We start from the raw sequence: 18,249 nt of genomic DNA, 5'->3' as shown, positions 1-18,249 counted from the left end.
TGATCCTAGGTCGTACTTATGAAACCAATAGGTGAAAAATATAGGCAAGAAAGTCAGGTAGGCAAGCAATAGATAATAAGTTATTCAGCAATATACAAAATACAAAAAAGGAGGCCTTAGCCTCCTTTCAAAACAATGAATGTTGGGGATTAACCGTGGTTACGAATCCACTCATCCATTTCAGTTTTTAGGTTGTCAGACTTAGTACCGAAGATAGCCTGAACACCACCTGCAACAACTACAACACCAGCAGCGCCAAGTTGTTTTAGTTTGTCTTGGTCAACCGCAGCAGTATCTGCAACAGCAACACGTAGACGAGTGATACATGCGTCTAGACCAGTGATGTTTGCTTTGCCGCCGAATGCTGCAACAAGCTCACCTGCCATGTCTGAACTAGAAGTCGCCGCAGCTTCTTCAGTTTCATCTTCACGACCAGGAGTTTTTAGGTCAAGAGCTGTGATTACTGCACGGAACACTACGTAGTAGATTACTGCGTAAACTAGACCAACAGCGATCATCAGACCCATCTTCTGAGCGTTACCAGATAGAACTAGGAAGTCGATCAGACCGTGAGAGAAAGATGTACCGTGTACAAAGCCTAGAGTGTTAGCAACGATGTATGCAGAACCAGCTAGTAGAGCGTGGATACCGTATAGAACAGGAGCAACGAATAGGAATGAGAATTCGATTGGCTCAGTAATACCTGTTAGGAATGAAGTCAGAGCAGCTGACGCCATGATACCCATTACTTTCGCGCGGTTTTCAGGTTTAGCACAGTGAGCAATTGCGATTGCTGCAGCTGGTAGACCGAACATCTTGAACATGTAACCACCCGCTAGCTGACCGAAGCCATTACCAGCAGCACGAGATGCTTCATCAGCAACTAGGTAACAAGTTAGAACGCCGTGTTGAGTTTCGCCTGCTGCGTTAACACAAGTACCAGCTTCGAAGAAGAAAGGTACGTTCCAAACGTGGTGTAGACCGAATGGGATTAGTGAACGCTCAACAACACCGTAGATACCGAATGCTAGTTGTGGGTTTTGGTGCGCAGCCCAGTCAGAGAATGCAGAGATTGCACCGCCGATTGGTGGCCAAATTACAGAAAGAATTACACCAAGGATGATCGCTGCAAAACCAGTGATGATTGGCACTGCACGCTTACCTGCAAAGAAGCCAAGGTATTCTGGAAGTTGAATTTTGAAGAAACGGTTGAATGCCCAAGCAGCAACACCACCGACAAGGATACCACCTAGTACACCTGTATCGATTTTTTCAACGCCCATTACGCCAGCCATAACACCTAGTGTTGCTGTCATGATGCCGTAACCAACAATAGCAGCTAGACCAGCTACACCATCGTTGTTTGTGAAGCCTAGTGCAACACCTACAGCGAATAGAAGTGCCATTTGGCCGAATACTGAACCACCAGCTTGTTCCATAAGGTTAGAAACGATCTCTGGAATAAAGCTTAGGTGGGCAGCACCAACACCTAGTAAAATACCTGCAACTGGTAAAACTGATACTGGAAGCATCAGCGCCTTACCAACTTTTTGCAGGTTAGCAAAAAGGTTCTTAAACATGTTTATGCTCCTGATAAATTTATAAGTATTATTTGGGCACTAACGGCACACCCCCGTAGCCTAAAGGTTAGCACCCAATGAAAATGTAACCACAACTGCATTATATTTTCCGGCTCTAAATATATATTGATGACCCTCAAACTTTCCACACAGTTACGAAATTTAGTTTCAAAACAAGTCTTAGATCACACCCAAAAACGGTCAATGAAAAGGTTTGCATTTAACTTATATTACTGTTTTATAAAGATAATATTATTTATATTATTAATTTTAAGGCGTAAATAAAATACAGAACAATGTTATTTTTAGTAACAAAATTACATTTGTGAAATTTGAATGTTATTGAATCAACATTTTTCGTAAACATTAAAATGAAGAGTACATCTGACGTATTTGTAAACAAAAAAAGGAGCTTTCGCTCCTTTTTAATACCGGATGTCATTTTTTATCGCAAAAAAAGATTTCGGAAGTTTTCGGTGGTTTTATGCGCAACCTCAGACAGTGCACATGACTTAAGTTGCGCAATATACGCGGCAACCTCGACAACATAAGCCGGTTGGTTCTCTTTTCCTCGATGAGGAATTGGAGCCAAGTATGGTGAGTCGGTCTCAATCAGCAGTCGCTCTAATGGCAACGCTTTCACCACTTCTTTCAACTCGGTTGCTTGACGAAAAGTCACGATACCTGAAATCGAGATATAAAAACCCAAATCCATAGCAGCTTCGGCAAAGGGAAGATCTTCAGTAAAACAATGAATGACACCACCACATTTCTCCGCGCCACCATTACGTAAAATGTCCAATGTATCTTCACGCGCATTGCGGGTGTGAATAATAAGCGGCTTGTTCAGTTCAACCGCCAACTCAACCTGCTGTTCAAAACGCTCTTTTTGAAGTACCGCTGTTTCTGGTTTGTAATGGTAGTCCAATCCAGTTTCGCCAATAGCAACGACTCTTTCGTGGCTAGCATGGCGACGCAACGTCTCCATGGAAAACGCACTCTCAACATCCAATGGGTGAACACCACAAGAAGCGTACACATTCTCGTAAGGTTCGATCATCTCCAACATATTAGGAAATGAGTCTAACGTAACACCTACAGATAGCAGCTCTTTTACGTTAGCTTGCTTTGCTTTGTTAATAACGTCTTCAATATTGATATGAAGATCATCGTAATTCAATTTGTCTAAATGACAGTGCGAATCTACGAACATAATGCCTCTCGTGATTCAATTAACCAGTTCATTGATAGTAGCTCAAGGTTCAAACCCGGAAAGGTTTGCATTTGCGCTTTGAGCTCCATGAGTTTCTTTGTTGATGCATACAACCCATCGTAATGATGGGGCTTAAATTTCTCGGCACCAGGCAGTATGCCTTCGTCTACAACACCAAACTGCGACTTCTGAGCATCCGTCAATAACAACCATGCCCAATCCAGCGCTTGGTCTGGATTTTTTGCCATTAACGATGCACATTTGGAGACATCAGACGTCGGAGATAACAGTGTTTCAACCAAACAACGTTCGAAAGCCGAATACTCCTCTAGCTCACCATTTTTCAACGACTCAAGCGTTTTTAATGGAGAACCCATATTCAGTTTCAACGCGAAAGCCGGTACTTGAGACAAGCCTTGCTCCCCAATCCACTGCATAGCTTGATCGGTTGAAGGCGGCGTCACAACCCAATGCTGGCATCGGCTACGAATCGTCGGTAGCAATCTTTCTTGATTATGAGTGACCAGCAAAAACAAACATTTTTCGCCCGGTTCTTCCAGCGTTTTTAATAGCGCATTAGAAGCGGATTCATTCATCGCATCGGCTGGCTCAATCACAAACAAACGGTAACCATTCAACTGAGAAGATTCATGAGCTAGACGATTGCAAGCGCGAATTTGGTCAACCGTAATCGCCTTGCCTTCTTTCTCTGGCCTAATCCAGTGCAAATCTGGATGGCTTTGAGATTTCGTCAGTTGACAGCTATGGCAAAAACCGCAAGCTTCACTGCTGTAGTTTTGACAAAGAAGTGCATGACTAAAAAACTCAACAAGCTTTTCTACTGCCAAACCTTTATCACTTTGCAGCAATAAAGCTCCAGGGATTCGATCTGAATCCAACCCAGATTTGAGGTTCTCCCATGCTGGCTTTAACCAAGGAAAATCATTAAACATGCGTAACCTATATTCGCTTTTTACTTACTGGCGAGACAACCATTCGTTCAAGGCGTCTTGAATATCACGAGACACTTCTTCAATCGATTGTTCTGCATTGATCACAACAATTGACGGATCAGCATTAGCGATTTCCAAGTAACGCTCACGAGTGCGCTCAAAGAAGCTGATATCCATCTTTTCAATACGGTCTAGCTCGCCACGACCACGAGCACGCTCAAGACCGATACGAGGGTCGATGTCCATATAAAGTGTAAATGCGGGCTTAAAGTCACCCAACGTGGTGTCACGAAGGTTTTTCATGAGTGACGCATCAATTTGACGGCCACCACCTTGGTAAGCTTGTGATGACAAGTCATGGCGATCGCCAACAACCCATTGTCCGTTTGCAAGCGCTGGCTTAATCACATTCTCAACCAGTTGAACACGCGCGGCGTACAACAGAAGCAACTCTGTCATGTCTTTCAACTCTTCGCCTTCATGCTCTTCCTTGACTAAAGCGCGCATTTTCTCGGCAAGAGGTGTCCCACCAGGTTCACGCGTGTTAACGATGTTTTCGATTCCCGCTTGTTTGAGCGTGTCCAAAACCGTTTTAATCGCGGTGCTTTTCCCTGCGCCTTCAAGGCCCTCTACGACAATAAAGTTTGCTTTCATCATTTATTCTTTCTTAGTTCTCTTAAATAGGCTCGAACAGCACGATTGTGCTCAGCAAGTGATTTCGAGAAAACGTGTCCGCCCGTCCCACTTGCTACAAAATATAAGTAATCACTGCTTTCTGGGTTTAGTGCAGCTTCAATAGAGGCTTCTCCGGCCATTGCAATAGGTGTCGGCGGCAAACCATTAATAACGTAGGTATTGTATGGTGTTGGGGTGCGTAGGTCTTTCTTACGGATGTTACCATCGTAAGCATCCCCCATTCCGTAGATAACGGTCGGATCCGTTTGAAGTCGCATACGTTTATTCAAACGGTTAACAAACACAGAAGCAACACGTTCGCGTTCTGAATCAATCGCCGTTTCTTTTTCGATAATCGAGGCAAGGATCAGCGCTTCATACTTGTCTTTGAGAGGCAGCTTCTCCTGACGAGCGTTCCAGTTCGCATCCAGTATTTTATTTAACTTGGAATGTGCACGCTTTAGCAACTGACTTTCGCTCGCACCAGCGGTGTAGTGGTACGTTTCAGCCAAAAACAAGCCTTCAAGCTTATCACGTTCAATACCAAGCTTCTGTGCCATCTCTTTTTCTGACAGCCCTGAAAGGTCGTGTTGAACATACGGTGCGCTTTGAAGTTGCTCTAACCACTCAGAAAAACGACTACCTTCAACAAACGTGATGGCAAATTGATGTTCTTTGCCTGTATTGAGTAGCTCTAACGCCTCGTAAAGCGATACATTTGGCTCTAGTTGGTAAGTGCCGGCTCGCACTTGAAGAAGCTCTGGGTAAAGATGGGGCATTAAGCGATTGTAATCAGACGCTTTTACGATGTTCTCTTTCACCAAATCGCGCATTACACGATGAAAGCTTGTGCCGTTTTCGACAGTGAACAGTTGAGGTTGCTCAATTAAAATTGGCGAGTTAACGTATTGCTTTGTTTGTGAAACAACGTAAAAAAACCCTGCTGCGCTTATCACAGCGATCAGCACAACAAAAGCCAACAGTTTTTTAATCACGTATTTAAATTCCCTTGCAGTCGTTGAGTCAGTTTTCCTATCGGAAAGACAGTTTTGTGGTTATTGGAGGCTGTAATGCTCGTGACAGGTGCAACACCTAGTAGTGAGTTGCACATCCATACTTCATCCGCAGAAAGCAGTTCCATCAGAGAAAAGTCCCCTACTTCAACTTCGGTATTATTGGCCTCAAAAAATTCAAGCACCTTGCGACGCATCACGCCTGCGACGCCAGACAAATTTAAGCTAGGCGTATAAACCTTGTTATCTTTAACCCAAAAAAGGTTTGCCATTGTAGTTTCAATGACATGATTTTGCACATTTAACGTCACTGCATCGGCAAAGTTAGAGTGATCAATTTCAGCTTTCGCAAGCACTTGTTCTAAGCGATTGTTGTGTTTATGCCCTGCCAGCAAAGGCTGAATTCCGAGACGGGTTTCGCATACCCCCAGATTCACCCCATTTTGTTGCCAGTCGACATAATGGACAGGAAATGCAAAGTTCGAGATGGTCACCATTGGGCCCTCAATGCCCTTAGTGCCATACCCTCTTCCACCGATTCCGCGGCTAATGTGAATTTTGATTCCAGCGTGTTCATCTTTCAGGGTAGCCAAGTGAGCCCACTCGGAAACTATACTCCAGTCAGGTAAAGGAATATGAAGTGTTTTGAGACATGCTTCCAAACGTTCAACATGCGCTTGCCAATACTCTAGCTCGCCGTTTTTAGTCTGGATAGTAGTAAAGCAACCGTCTCCATATTGAAAAGAGCGGTCACCTAATGAAACCTGTGTTTGTGGAACTCCATTTACCCAAAACATTAGAACACCCTTAGGTTACAGACGACAAATAAAAGAAAACGGCTCAATGCTAAGCATCGAGCCGTTAGAATACAAGTTTCGCGGTCTTAAAACCTTATTAGAGATTTTTACTCAGCGAACTTTTTGAAGATCAAAGAACCGTTTGTACCACCAAAGCCAAACGAGTTACAGATTGCGTATTCCATACCTTCAACTTTGCGCGCAGTGTGTGGCACAAGGTCAATGTCTAGACCTTCTTCTGGATCATCAAGGTTAATCGTTGGTGGAACGATTTGGTCAACCAAAGACATAATCGTGATGATAGCTTCAACTGAACCAGCAGCACCCAATAGGTGACCAGTCATTGACTTAGTTGAAGAAACAAGAACTTGTTTTGCGCCTTCTTCACCAAGAGCACGTTTCACACCCTTGATTTCAGCAACGTCGCCAGCAGGAGTAGATGTACCGTGAGCATTCACGTAACCTACTTGAGTACCCGTGATGTTCGCATCACGCATTGCTGCTTCCATTGCTAACGCACCACCTGAACCATCTTCACTTGGTGAAGTCATGTGGTAAGCATCACCAGACATACCAAAGCCAACTAGCTCTGCGTAAATCTTAGCGCCACGTGCTTTCGCATGTTCGTATTCTTCAAGAACCATCACGCCAGCACCATCACCTAGAACGAAGCCGTCACGGCCTTTATCCCATGGGCGAGATGCCTTTTGAGGTTCGTCATTGCGAGTAGAAAGTGCTTTAGCAGCACCGAAGCCAGCCATACCAAGAGGCGTAGAAGCTTTCTCTGCACCACCAGCAACCATCGCGTCTGCATCACCGTATGCAATCATACGAGCAGCGTGGCCAATGTTATGTAGACCTGTAGTACATGCAGTAGAGATCGCGATGTTTGGACCACGAAGACCACGCATGATAGACAGGTTACCCGCAACCATGTTTACGATGGTCGAAGGAACAAAAAATGGGCTAACTTTGCGAGGACCTTTCTCAACCAGTGCTGAGTGACCAGTTTCAATGAGGTCTAGGCCGCCAATACCTGAGCCGATTGCAACACCAACTCGAGGCGCGTTTTCTTCGGTAATTTGTAAGCCAGAGTCATCTAGCGCTTGGATACCCGCTGCAATGCCGTACTGGATGAATAGATCCATTTTACGAGCATCTTTTTTAGACATGTACTCTGTGCAATCGAAATCTTTAACAAGACCTGCAAAACGAGTTGAGAAGTTCGTAGTATCGAAGTGTTCGATATTTACGATACCGCTTTTACCTTCAAGCAGGGCTTTCCAAGATGATTCTACTGTGTTGCCTACCGGTGACAACATACCCATGCCAGTGACAACTACACGACGCTTGGACACGATATAATTCTCCGGGAATTGAATATTTCTATGAGAGGATAGAAGAAGTTAGAAAGAACACAGGCGGTCTAGGAGACCGCCTGGGAGAGATAATTACTGAGCGCTGTTTACGTAGTCGATTGCAGCTTGAACAGTAGTGATCTTCTCAGCTTCTTCATCAGGAATCTCAGTGTCGAATTCCTCTTCTAGAGCCATAACTAGTTCTACAGTGTCTAGAGAATCAGCACCTAGATCATCAACGAAAGAAGCTTCGTTTTTAACTTCTGCTTCGTCTACACCTAGCTGTTCAACAATGATTTTCTTTACGCGTTCTTCGATGTTGCTCATTTTTCTTTTCCTTTACAGATTTCGCCTAATGCGATGATTCCGTAGTTTATTCGAACTATTGAAAGTTGCAAGGGGGTCCTTGCTGGTCAAACCACAAAATTAGCGAATTTAACCGAATTTCAATACATTTTTGACTTAAATCATGCACAAATCTTGCGCATAAGCATGACAAGTTCATGACAGTTAATTGCAACTATAGGCTATTTTTCACAATGTAAAATAGCTAAATTTGCACGAACTGTGCATTAAACCATGTACATGCCACCATTTACATGCAAAGTTTCACCAGTAATGTAAGCGGCTTCAGGTGAAGCTAGGAAAACTACTGCTGATGCAATTTCACGAGGATCACCCAAGCGACCAGCTGGCACGTTCGCCAACGTTGCTGCACGTTGGTCGTCATTTAGCGCCTTAGTCATGTCAGTTTCGATGAAACCAGGAGCAACTGTGTTAACAGTTACGCCACGAGAAGCCACTTCACGAGCCATTGATTTGGTAAAACCAATCACGCCCGCTTTTGCTGCTGCGTAGTTAGTTTGACCCGCATTACCCATAGTACCTACAACAGAACCTACGTTAATGATACGACCCGCGCGTTTTTTCATCATTCCACGCAGAACCGCTTTAGACATGCGGTAAATAGGCGTTAGGTTTGTGTTGATGATGTCGTTCCACTCATCGTCTTTCATGCGCATTAGTAGGTTATCGCGAGTGATACCTGCGTTATTCACTAGAATATCGATCGCACCAAACTCATCGTTAATGGTTTTTAGTGTTGCTTCAATAGACTCAACGTCAGTGACGTTAAGCGCTAAACCTTTACCATTTTCGCCTAGGTATTCGCTGATCGCAGCCGCGCCGCCTTCAGACGTTGCGGTACCAATAACGGTAGCACCGCGTTCAACAAGAAGCTCAGCAATCGCACGACCAATGCCACGGCTTGCGCCAGTCACTAGAGCGATTTTACCTTCTAGATTCATCATGTTGTGTTTTCCTTTTCTTATCGTGAAAGAATTATTTAGCGGCTTCTAACGACGCCACATCGTTAACTGCTGCTGCACTTAGTGTTTTCACGATACGTTTTGTTAGACCTGTCAGAACTTTGCCCGGGCCAAGTTCAAGAAGGTTTTCTACACCTTGTTCACTCATTAGCTGTACGCTTTCAGTCCAACGAACTGGGCTGTATAGCTGACGAACAAGCGCGTCTTTGATTTTTGCAGGGTCAGTTTCAGCTGCCACATCAACGTTATTGATAACTGGAAGTTGTGGTGTGTTGAATTCGATAGACTCTAGCGCTACTGCTAGTTTATCTGCTGCTGGTTTCATTAACGCGCAGTGTGAAGGCACTGACACAGGAAGAGGAAGAGCACGTTTCGCGCCAGCTTCTTTACACAGTGCGCCAGCGCGCTCTACTGCATCTTTACTACCTGCGATAACAACTTGACCAGGAGAATTGAAGTTTACTGGAGAAACGACATCGCCTTGCGCTGCTTCTTCACACGCCTTTGCAATCGCATCATCATCTAGACCGATGATTGCATACATTGCGCCAGTACCCGCAGGAACCGCTTCTTGCATTAGCTTGCCACGTAGTTCAACCAATTTGATTGCTTCTTTAAAGTCAATCACGCCAGCGCACACAAGCGCTGAGTATTCACCGAGACTGTGACCCGCTAGGTTTGCTGGTTGTTCTAGACCAAGCTCTTGCCATACGCGCCAAATAGCGACAGAAGAAGCAAGCAATGCAGGCTGAGTACGGAAAGTTTGGTTTAGATCTTCAGCAGGGCCATTTTGAACAAGCGCCCATAGATCGTAACCTAGTGCGTCAGATGCTTCTGCAAATGTTTGTTTTACTACGTCATATTGTTCGCCTAGATCAGCAAGCATACCTACAGCTTGAGAACCTTGACCTGGAAATACGATAGCAAACTTGCTCATGTTGTTTTCCTTTAAGCAATGTAAAAAGAAATAAGATGCACGTGAGTGCACCTTAAATTTTGAATTCTCGCGAAACTTAGAATTTCACCAGAGCAGAGCCCCATGTGAAACCGCCACCGAAAGCTTCAAGTAGCAACGTTTGTCCACGCTTAATACGGCCATCACGAACCGCTTCATCAAGCGCCGTCGGAACTGTCGCTGCCGACGTGTTACCGTGCCTGTCTAATGTGACAACAACTTGGTCTAGTGACATTGACAGTTTTTTCGCCGTCGCTGAAATAATACGGTAGTTCGCTTGGTGCGGCACTAGCCAGTCTAGCTCAGACTTGTGCATATCGTTTGCTTCAAGCGTATCTTTAACGAGTTTAGACAGTTGAGTTACCGCAACTTTGAATACTTCGTTACCAGCCATATGAAGCCATTTATCAACATCTTTACCACGCTCTGGTACAGGTAGACTTAATAAATCACCAAATTGGCCATCCGCGTAGATATGCGTAGAGATAATGCCAGGCTCTTGGCTTGCACCAACAACAACTGCACCCGCACCGTCACCAAACAAAATGATCGTTGAACGGTCAGTTGGATCACACGTTTTAGATAGTGCATCTGCACCAATCACCAATACGTTTTTACACATACCTGATTTGATATGTTGATCCGCAACAGACAATGCGTACACAAAACCAGAACAAGCAGCGGCTAAGTCGAAAGCCGGACAACCTTTAATGCCAAGCTTTGCCTGCACCTGACACGCAGATGAAGGGAAAGTATGGCTACTGCTCGTGGTAGCAACGATAATTAGGTCGATATCATTTTTATCAATGCCGGCCATATCGATAGCGTTTTCAGCTGCGTAGAATGCCATGTCCGCAACAGTTTCGTCTTCTGCTGCAATTCGACGCTCTTTAATACCAGTACGAGCTACGATCCACTCATCACTTGTATCTACCATTTTCTCTAGGTCTGCGTTAGTACGCACTTGAGATGGCAGGTAGCTGCCAGTACCTAAAATTTTGCTATACATGAAGACTAATAATGCCTCTCGAGTAAAACCGCTTCCAAACGATCGCTAATACGGCTTGGTACTTGTCGTTTGACCTCGTGTACTGCCTCGCCAAGTGCATTGACAATCGCAGATACATCCGCACTTCCATGGCTTTTTATGACAATGCCGCGCAATCCTAGCAAACTTGCGCCGTTATACTGGTCGGGGTTCAGTGTTTTTAGTTCATTAAATAGCCGAGAAAACAACTTTCTAGCAATCCAACCCTTTATCGTCGATGCCATCATGCTGGTTTTTAGTTTTTCGATAAAAAGTTGTGCTGTTCCCTCGCTGGCTTTTAAGCATACGTTGCCAACAAATCCATCACAAACGATGACATCGGCTACGTCATGCAAAATTTGATTACCTTCAATATAACCAACAAAATTGATAGCGTCGGTTTGAGAAAGCATTTCTGCACAGCGTTTAACTAAATCGTTCCCTTTAATTTCTTCTGCACCAATATTAAGTACAGCAACGCGAGGAGGACGACATAGGTGTTCTTCTGCTAATGCACTGCCCATCACGGCAAACTGAAATAGACTGTCTGCGTCACAAGACACATTCGCACCAAGATCTAACATCCAAGTACGTTTGCCACTGATGGTGGGTAAAGCTGAAACTAAAGCAGGCCGCTCTATACCGGGAAGCAACTTGAGGATAAATCGCGACAGCGCCATTAATGCGCCAGTATTGCCGCCACTTACACAAGCATCCGCTTCTTGGTCAGATACCAGATCAATTGCCATACGCATAGAACTGTTTTGGCTATTGCGTAATGCTAAAGACGGTTTTTCTGAGTTCGAGATAACTTTCTCGCTATGAAGAATAGTCAAGCGGGAACTGGTAGAGGTACCGAGTTGAGATAATTGAGATGTGATCAGGCTTTGATCACCTATAAGAATCACTTTTAGCTCTGGGAAATGAGACAGTGCCTGCACGGCGGCAGGCACTGTTACGCGTGGACCGAAATCCCCGCCCATTGCATCAAGTGCAACGGTAATACTTTGCAAAGGTTCAACCTTACTTGTTGATAACCTTTTGACCACGGTAGTAACCTTCAGCAGTTACGTTGTGGCGTAGGTGAGTTTCACCAGAAGTCGCGTCTACAGATAGTGCAGCTGTAGTTAGCGCATCGTGTGAACGACGCATACCGCGCTTAGAACGAGTTTTACGGTTTTTCTGTACGGCCATTGACCCTACTCCTATACTATTGGGTTAAAAACCTAAAGAAGAAGCGGCTACCACACCAGTTACTTTTTCAGATTTTTCAAAACGTCGAATGGATTCGGTTTCTTTTCCTCAATTTCTTCAGGAAGCTCACCAAAAACCATGTTATTTGAATCAACGCTACAATCCGCTTCATCGTGCATCGCAATTTGAGGTAATGCTAAGATGAACTCGTCTTCAACCAGTTGTATAAGGTCTAATTCACCGTACTCATTTAGATCTACCAAATCATAAATTTCTGGTGCTTCCTCTTCCGTCTTCTCACCGTAGTAAGGAGTGTAAAGGAATTCAACTTCACACGCGTGTGTGAATACCTCATTACAACGCTGACACTCTAATTCGACTTCGATGTTAGCTTTACCAGAGATAACAACAAGTCGCTGTTCATCTATCTCAAATGACAATGAGACTTCTGCGTCGCGTTTTACGCCTTCAGTTGCTTCCGCTAAGCGCTTGAAAAGACTAGCTTGGATGATGCCATCGTAATCTAATCGTTTCTGTGCGGACTTTGCTGGATCAACCGTTCGCGGTATTTTTACCTTTTGCATAGGGCGCGAATATTATCTTCCAAATCAAAATTAGTCAAAGAAAAAGGCAAAAAAGTTGTACTTTTTTACGCTTAACATACAGAGCATTAGCCATAATCAATTTTGATCGATTATCCTATTGGAAATGCTTGCGTGAATTGTAATTCAAAATGAAAAATTACCAACTGGTTTTAGCCTCAACCTCCCCTTTTCGTCAACAACTGCTTGAAAAGCTTTCAGTCCCGTTCATTTGTTTATCTCCTGACTGCGATGAAACGCCGTATGAGAGTGAAACTCCTCTGGATCTAGTGCAGCGCTTAGCCGTAAACAAAGCAACCTCTTGCTCTATTAAAAAACCAAGTTTGGTCATCGGCAGCGATCAAGTTTGCGTAATTGATGGAAAAATCGTTGGCAAACCTCTAAATCGTGAAAATGCTATCAATCAATTACTTGCTCAAAGTGGTAAAGCCATCACTTTCTATACCGGACTGGCGGTTTATAACTCGGTGACGAATCTGACTGAAGTTGGCTACGACACTTTTGAAGTGCATTTTAGAAACTTAAACCGTGAACAAATTGAACGTTACGTCGACAGAGAAGAACCGTTTTACTGTGCTGGCAGCTTCAAAAGCGAAGGGATGGGAATTTGTTTGTTCGAAAAGTTAGTCGGCAAAGATCCAAACACTCTCGTTGGCCTGCCTTTGATTGATTTGATTGATATGCTGCAAAAGCAAGGTTTCGAGATCTTGTAAGTTTAATCAACGCCTCTACTCATCATTTCATCATTTCATCATTTCATCATTTCATCATTTCATCATTTCATCATTTCATCATTTGAAACCTAATATATAAGTGGAATGCAAAAAGGGAGCTAAAGCTCCCTTTTTTTTATAGTAAATGCGTTCAGTTTGCCTTTCTTAATCCAACAAGCACTTTCTCTAGTTTGGATTCCATCGGAGCATTAATTTCCATCCATTCATCATTAGACGGATGTTGAAACTTAATGTTCGCGGCATGCAAAAACAAACGGTCCAATCCAAGTTGACCAGTATAGGCATCAAAACGTCTATCTCCGTAACGATCATCCCATGCGATAGGATGTCCGGTGTACTGAGTATGCACACGAATTTGGTGAGTACGCCCCGTAATTGGGCTGGCTTGAATCAACGTCGCTTGCTCAAATTTCTCAAGAATTTTGAAACGCGTTTCCGATGGCTTACCGTTTGGGTTCACTCGTACAATACTGTTCACTTCATTTTTAAGTAGAGGTGCGTTCACAACTTTACAGCTGCTTTTCCATTGCCCCATCACTAAGGCGAAGTAAAACTTCTTCACCGTTTTCTCACGGAACTGCGCTTGCAAATGGCGAAGCGCCGAGCGCTTTTTAGCAACCAGTAAAATACCTGAGGTATCTCTGTCAATACGGTGAACCAATTCGAGGAAGCGTGCCTGTGGACGCAATGCCCTTAATGCTTCAATTGCACCAAACTTCAAGCCACTACCACCATGTACTGCTGTACCAGACGGTTTGTTCAGAATCAGCATATGATCATCTTCATAAATGATCATATGTTCTAGTTCAGCAACCTTATTAAGTTTCGTGCTTGGTGCGACATCCTCTTCCTTTTTCTCAACCGTTACAGGTGGAATTCGGACTAGGTCGCCAGCTTTTAGTTTATATTCGGCTTTGATGCGCTTTTTGTTCACGCGCACTTCACCCTTACGCACGATTCGATAAATCATGCTCTTTGGAATGTCTTTTAATTGGTTACGCAAGAAGTTATCAATGCGTTGACCCGCCATGTCTTCGTCGATATCAACGAACTGGACTTGTGTTCTTATCTCGCTCATGCGCGCTATTGTAAACGTAAATCCGCGTGACTTCACATTATTCTTGCTGCAAAAGAAACACTTGTTGCGAGAATCTGCTCCGAAATACGCCAACCTTTTGTTTAGATTATTAAAACCCTTTCCCTTGTTCGGGTTTTGTTTTCTGTCTTTGGAAGTTTACGTGATTCAATCGCTTATTTAACAGCCAGTTATAAATTGGAAAGTTTGAGTTTAGCGGCAAATTTTCCATCGTTTGCGCTAAAGCAGATTGCTGATATCCACGCGCACTGCTATAGTTCACAGCTGCTAAGGAAGGTTTGGTTATATTTTATTCACTACCAATCATTTGTCCTCAAGCAATGTGAGTAGAAGGTTGAAGCTCAGGTGCTGCATTGGCGTAAGACACATTGGATTCAACACTCTTGCCACCCTACTCCTCGCATATTCACGTTGAGTACCTACCGCCCAAATAGCGGGTTACAAGTCTACGTTTCTAACAGAAACCAAAATAGATTTGTGATGACTGAAGTGCCCCAGAGCATCCCCTTCCAGCCGGGAGGCTGCAAAATATTAGCCATGGGATCAGGCACCGTGAAACAGCGAAAAAAACGTGGCAAGTCGACAAGAAAGATATAAAAGAAAAGACAACGAGAATTTTCAATGAAAAGAATGTTAATTAACGCAACTCAAAAAGAAGAGTTGCGTGTCGCTCTGGTTGATGGCCAGCGACTTTTCGATCTTGATATCGAGAGTCCAGGACATGAATCTAAAAAAGCGAATATCTACAAAGGACGTATCACACGTATCGAACCAAGCTTAGAAGCCGCATTTGTTGATTACGGTGCTGAGCGTCACGGTTTCCTCCCTCTAAAAGAAATTGCCCGCGAATACTTCCCTGAAGGTTATACCTACCAAGGCCGTCCAAGCATTAAAGAAGTGCTGACTGAGGGCCAAGAAGTAATCGTACAAGTAGAAAAAGAAGAACGTGGTAGCAAGGGCGCAGCTCTAACCACGTTTATTTCTCTTGCGGGTAGCTACCTTGTTCTTATGCCAAACAACCCTCGTGCAGGCGGTATTTCTCGCCGTATCGAAGGTGATGAGCGTACTCAACTAAAAGCAGCATTAAGCACTCTAGAACTGCCTCAAGGCATGGGTCTGATTGTTCGTACTGCTGGCGTTGGTAAGAGCGCAGAAGAACTTGAGTGGGACTTGAACGTACTGCTGAACCATTGGAGCGCGATTAAGGGCGCGGCAGACTCTAACCCTGCCCCATTCTTAATCCACCAAGAAAGTAACGTTATCGTTCGTGCAATTCGTGACTATTTGCGTCGTGATATTGGTGAAATTCTTATCGACAGCAACACCATTTATGAACGTGCGAAAGAGCACATTCAATTGGTTCGCCCAGATTTCATCAACCGCGTTAAGAAGTACGAAGGCGAAGTGCCGCTGTTTAGCCACTACCAAATCGAGAGCCAAATTGAATCGGCTTTCCAACGTGAAGTGCGCCTACCATCTGGTGGTTCTATCGTAATCGACCCAACGGAAGCTCTGACGTCTATCGATATCAACTCTGCTCGTGCAACTAAGGGTGGTGATATCGAGGAAACAGCACTTAATACCAACCTAGAAGCAGCAGACGAGATCGCTCGTCAATTGCGTCTACGCGACCTAGGTGGTCTAGTGGTTATCGACTTTATCGATATGACACCAGTACGCCACCAACGTGAAGTAGAAAACCGCCTACGTGAAGCAGTTCGGTTAGACCGTGCTCGCGTACAAATCGGTCGTATCTCACGCTTTGGTCTTCTAGAGATGTCTCGTCAACGATTGAGCCCTTCTCTTGCAGAAGCAAGCCACCACATCTGTCCTCGCTGTAGCGGCACAGGGGTTGTTCGTGACAACGAATCTCTAGCACTTTCTGTTCTTCGTTTGATTGAAGAAGAAGCACTAAAAGACAACACAGCTCAAGTATTGGCTGTAGTACCAGTGCCAATCGCATCTTACCTATTGAACGAAAAACGTCGCTCGGTTAACCATATCGAACGAATTCAAGAAGTGAAAATTACGGTTGTTCCTAACTCAGACATGGAAACACCGCACTTTGAAGTAATTCGCGTACGCGAAGGTGAAGAGTTTGATTTAATTTCTTACCTACTTCCTAAGAAGTTGGAAGCAATGAAAGAAGCAGAAGGTAAAGAACCTTCTGAAACAGACATCAAACCTAAGCGAATCGAAGAGCCAGTTCTTAAGGGCTTTGCAGCGCCAGCTCAAACCGCTCCAGCTCCTGTTTCTAAACCTGCGCCGGTAGCGAAGAAGAAAGAAGTAGAGCAAGAAGCAAAACCTGGCCTATTCAGCCGTTTGTTTAAAGCACTAGGTAGCTTCCTATTTGGTGGTTCTGAAGAAGTAAAAGAAGAACCAAAACAAGAAGAGAAGAAATCAAACCGCGACAACAAGCGCAACAAACGCGATCGCAACGACCGTCGTCGTAGCAACCAACGCGATAACCGCGAAGGTCGTGAAAACCGTGATAACCGTCGTCGCCGTAAGCCTCGTGAAGAGCAAGCAAATGAGCAAAACGAAGCTCAACAGCCTGCAAACAAACAGCAACCAAACCGTAGCCAGAAGCGTAAGCCAAAACCTCAACAAGCTGAAAAAGCTCAAGAGCCGAAAGCAAACGCGAAAGTAGCGGAAAAAGGCTTGCAACTTGCGGCTGAAGCTCGCTCAGAAGTGAAGCCTGAAGAGAATAAAGCGAAAGCAAACGCGAAAACAGAGAAAGTCAAAGAGCGCCGTCAACGTCGCAAACTGAACAAATCTGTTCGTGTTAAAGATCAACTTGCCGATGAGCAAGTAGAAGAAACAGCAGTAAAAGCAATTGAACCTGTTGAGTCTCAAGTAGATCAAGCCGTTGATACAGCAGCAGACGCACAGCAAGACAACAAGCAAGGTGAATCGAAACAACGTCGTAACCGTCGTTCTCCTCGTCACCTACGAGCAAGTGGTCAACGTCGTCGTCGTGGTCGTGATCGTCGTCCTAACCCATTCCGTCTGCGCAAAGGCGGTGTAGCATCTCCTGAGATGGCAATGGGTAAAGTGATGCCACGTTACATTCCAAAACCAGCGCCTAAGAAGGAAGAGCGAGTTCAGGAAGAAGCGGTTGTAGCAATTGCAACTGTACCTGCTATGCAAGGTGGTTTTGCTTGCCCTGAAATGGCAATGGGTAAAGTCATCATCCGTCGTGAGCAACCAGCGGTAGCTGAAGCACCTGTTGTTGAACCTAAAGTTCAAGAAACAGTAGAAGCTAAAGCTGAATCACCGATTGTTGAAGCTGTAGCGCCTGAAAAGGCAGAACCAGTAGCGGTTGATCAAGCTCCTGTTGAGCCGATCGTTGAAGTGGCTGAAGCACCTATTGCGGAAGTAACAACAGACACAGTTGTTGAAGAAGCTCCGGTTCAAGAGCCAGTCGTTGCAGAAACTGTGGAAGAAGCAGCAACAGAAGTTGCCGTTGAAACTCCAGTAGCAGCGCCAGAGATGAAAGCTGAAGTTATCAACGTTGTTGCTAAGCCACGAGCTAGCGCACCAATGACAAAAGCACCTGGTCCTCAAGAACTACGTGAAATCGAAGTAGCCGCAGCGCCGTTTAAAGCTGAACGCTACCAAGCTAAAGGTGCTGGTAGCCAAGTGGCAACAAACCGCGCCTCTGCAGCAATGACAAAGCCAAACTTCAACTAAGTTTGAATACATTGCGATAGCCTGAAAGCTA

General features: G+C 44.6%; 17 protein-coding genes. 2 read left to right on the top strand and 15 right to left on the bottom strand.

Features of this window, described 5'->3' with window-relative positions; all coding sequences use genetic code 11:
• Positions 1-149: 149 nt before the first annotated feature.
• The 14 genes from ptsG to yceD form a co-directional block, all read right to left on the bottom strand.
• Positions 150-1,580 carry a PTS glucose transporter subunit IIBC gene (gene ptsG, locus UF05_RS10010; protein WP_005453963.1) on the bottom strand — a complete coding sequence of 477 codons (1,431 nt, stop codon included), beginning with the start codon at positions 1,578-1,580 and terminating at the stop codon, positions 150-152.
• Between the two features lie 445 nt (positions 1,581-2,025).
• Positions 2,026-2,793, bottom strand: coding sequence for a TatD family hydrolase (locus tag UF05_RS10005; protein ID WP_021823170.1), 768 nt, complete (start codon positions 2,791-2,793; stop codon positions 2,026-2,028).
• On the bottom strand, positions 2,784-3,746 hold the full coding sequence (locus UF05_RS10000; RefSeq protein ID WP_025536892.1) for a DNA polymerase III subunit delta': 963 nt from the start codon (positions 3,744-3,746) through the stop codon (positions 2,784-2,786). Before UF05_RS10000 ends, UF05_RS10005 begins: the two co-directional genes overlap by 10 nt.
• A gap of 24 nt (positions 3,747-3,770) precedes the next feature.
• On the bottom strand, positions 3,771-4,403 hold the full coding sequence (gene tmk / locus UF05_RS09995; protein ID WP_005490472.1) for a dTMP kinase: 633 nt from the start codon (positions 4,401-4,403) through the stop codon (positions 3,771-3,773).
• Entirely contained in the window at positions 4,400-5,416 is a 1,017-nt protein-coding gene (gene mltG / locus UF05_RS09990; RefSeq protein ID WP_045545728.1) for an endolytic transglycosylase MltG, read from the bottom strand. The genes tmk and mltG overlap by 4 nt, the downstream gene beginning before the upstream one ends.
• Positions 5,413-6,231, bottom strand: coding sequence for an aminodeoxychorismate lyase (gene pabC, locus UF05_RS09985; protein ID WP_021453551.1), 819 nt, complete (start codon positions 6,229-6,231; stop codon positions 5,413-5,415). The genes mltG and pabC overlap by 4 nt, the downstream gene beginning before the upstream one ends.
• Before the next feature lie 107 nt (positions 6,232-6,338).
• Positions 6,339-7,589: a beta-ketoacyl-ACP synthase II gene (fabF, locus tag UF05_RS09980; RefSeq protein ID WP_005482767.1), complete on the bottom strand. Its 1,251-nt coding sequence runs from the start codon at positions 7,587-7,589 to the stop codon at positions 6,339-6,341.
• 93 nt (positions 7,590-7,682) lie between these two features.
• Entirely contained in the window at positions 7,683-7,916 is a 234-nt protein-coding gene (acpP, locus tag UF05_RS09975; protein WP_004406112.1) for an acyl carrier protein, read from the bottom strand.
• 245 nt (positions 7,917-8,161) lie between these two features.
• Complete coding sequence (gene fabG / locus UF05_RS09970; RefSeq protein ID WP_005494558.1) at positions 8,162-8,896, bottom strand: 3-oxoacyl-ACP reductase FabG; 735 nt, start codon at positions 8,894-8,896, stop codon at positions 8,162-8,164.
• 34 nt (positions 8,897-8,930) lie between these two features.
• Positions 8,931-9,854: an ACP S-malonyltransferase gene (gene fabD, locus UF05_RS09965; RefSeq protein WP_015297035.1), complete on the bottom strand. Its 924-nt coding sequence runs from the start codon at positions 9,852-9,854 to the stop codon at positions 8,931-8,933.
• A 76-nt stretch (positions 9,855-9,930) separates the two neighbouring features.
• Positions 9,931-10,881, bottom strand: coding sequence for a beta-ketoacyl-ACP synthase III (locus UF05_RS09960; protein ID WP_005490641.1), 951 nt, complete (start codon positions 10,879-10,881; stop codon positions 9,931-9,933).
• A gap of 5 nt (positions 10,882-10,886) precedes the next feature.
• Positions 10,887-11,912 carry a phosphate acyltransferase PlsX gene (gene plsX, locus UF05_RS09955; RefSeq protein ID WP_005490633.1) on the bottom strand — a complete coding sequence of 342 codons (1,026 nt, stop codon included), beginning with the start codon at positions 11,910-11,912 and terminating at the stop codon, positions 10,887-10,889.
• 10 nt (positions 11,913-11,922) lie between these two features.
• Complete coding sequence (rpmF, locus tag UF05_RS09950; RefSeq protein ID WP_005396978.1) at positions 11,923-12,093, bottom strand: 50S ribosomal protein L32; 171 nt, start codon at positions 12,091-12,093, stop codon at positions 11,923-11,925.
• A 59-nt stretch (positions 12,094-12,152) separates the two neighbouring features.
• Positions 12,153-12,677 carry a 23S rRNA accumulation protein YceD gene (gene yceD / locus UF05_RS09945; protein ID WP_005461584.1) on the bottom strand — a complete coding sequence of 175 codons (525 nt, stop codon included), beginning with the start codon at positions 12,675-12,677 and terminating at the stop codon, positions 12,153-12,155.
• A 149-nt stretch (positions 12,678-12,826) separates the two neighbouring features.
• Between yceD and UF05_RS09940 the strand changes: the two genes are divergently transcribed.
• Positions 12,827-13,408 carry a Maf family protein gene (locus tag UF05_RS09940; protein ID WP_015297036.1) on the top strand — a complete coding sequence of 194 codons (582 nt, stop codon included), beginning with the start codon at positions 12,827-12,829 and terminating at the stop codon, positions 13,406-13,408.
• Positions 13,409-13,559: 151 nt separating this feature from the next.
• Here the strand turns inward: UF05_RS09940 and rluC are convergent, their stop codons facing one another.
• Positions 13,560-14,507, bottom strand: coding sequence for a 23S rRNA pseudouridine(955/2504/2580) synthase RluC (gene rluC / locus UF05_RS09935; RefSeq protein ID WP_005461586.1), 948 nt, complete (start codon positions 14,505-14,507; stop codon positions 13,560-13,562).
• A 639-nt stretch (positions 14,508-15,146) separates the two neighbouring features.
• Here rluC and rne point away from each other — a divergent pair.
• Complete coding sequence (rne, locus tag UF05_RS09930; RefSeq protein ID WP_045545727.1) at positions 15,147-18,218, top strand: ribonuclease E; 3,072 nt, start codon at positions 15,147-15,149, stop codon at positions 18,216-18,218.
• Positions 18,219-18,249: the final 31 nt, after the last annotated feature.

Origin of the sequence: Vibrio sp. S457-15 (assembly GCF_000960545.1) — a bacterium.
GTDB classification, from domain to species: domain Bacteria; phylum Pseudomonadota; class Gammaproteobacteria; order Enterobacterales; family Vibrionaceae; genus Vibrio; species Vibrio parahaemolyticus.
Note: the sequence above shows the minus strand (reverse complement) of the source record. Positions and strands in the feature narration are given on the sequence as shown.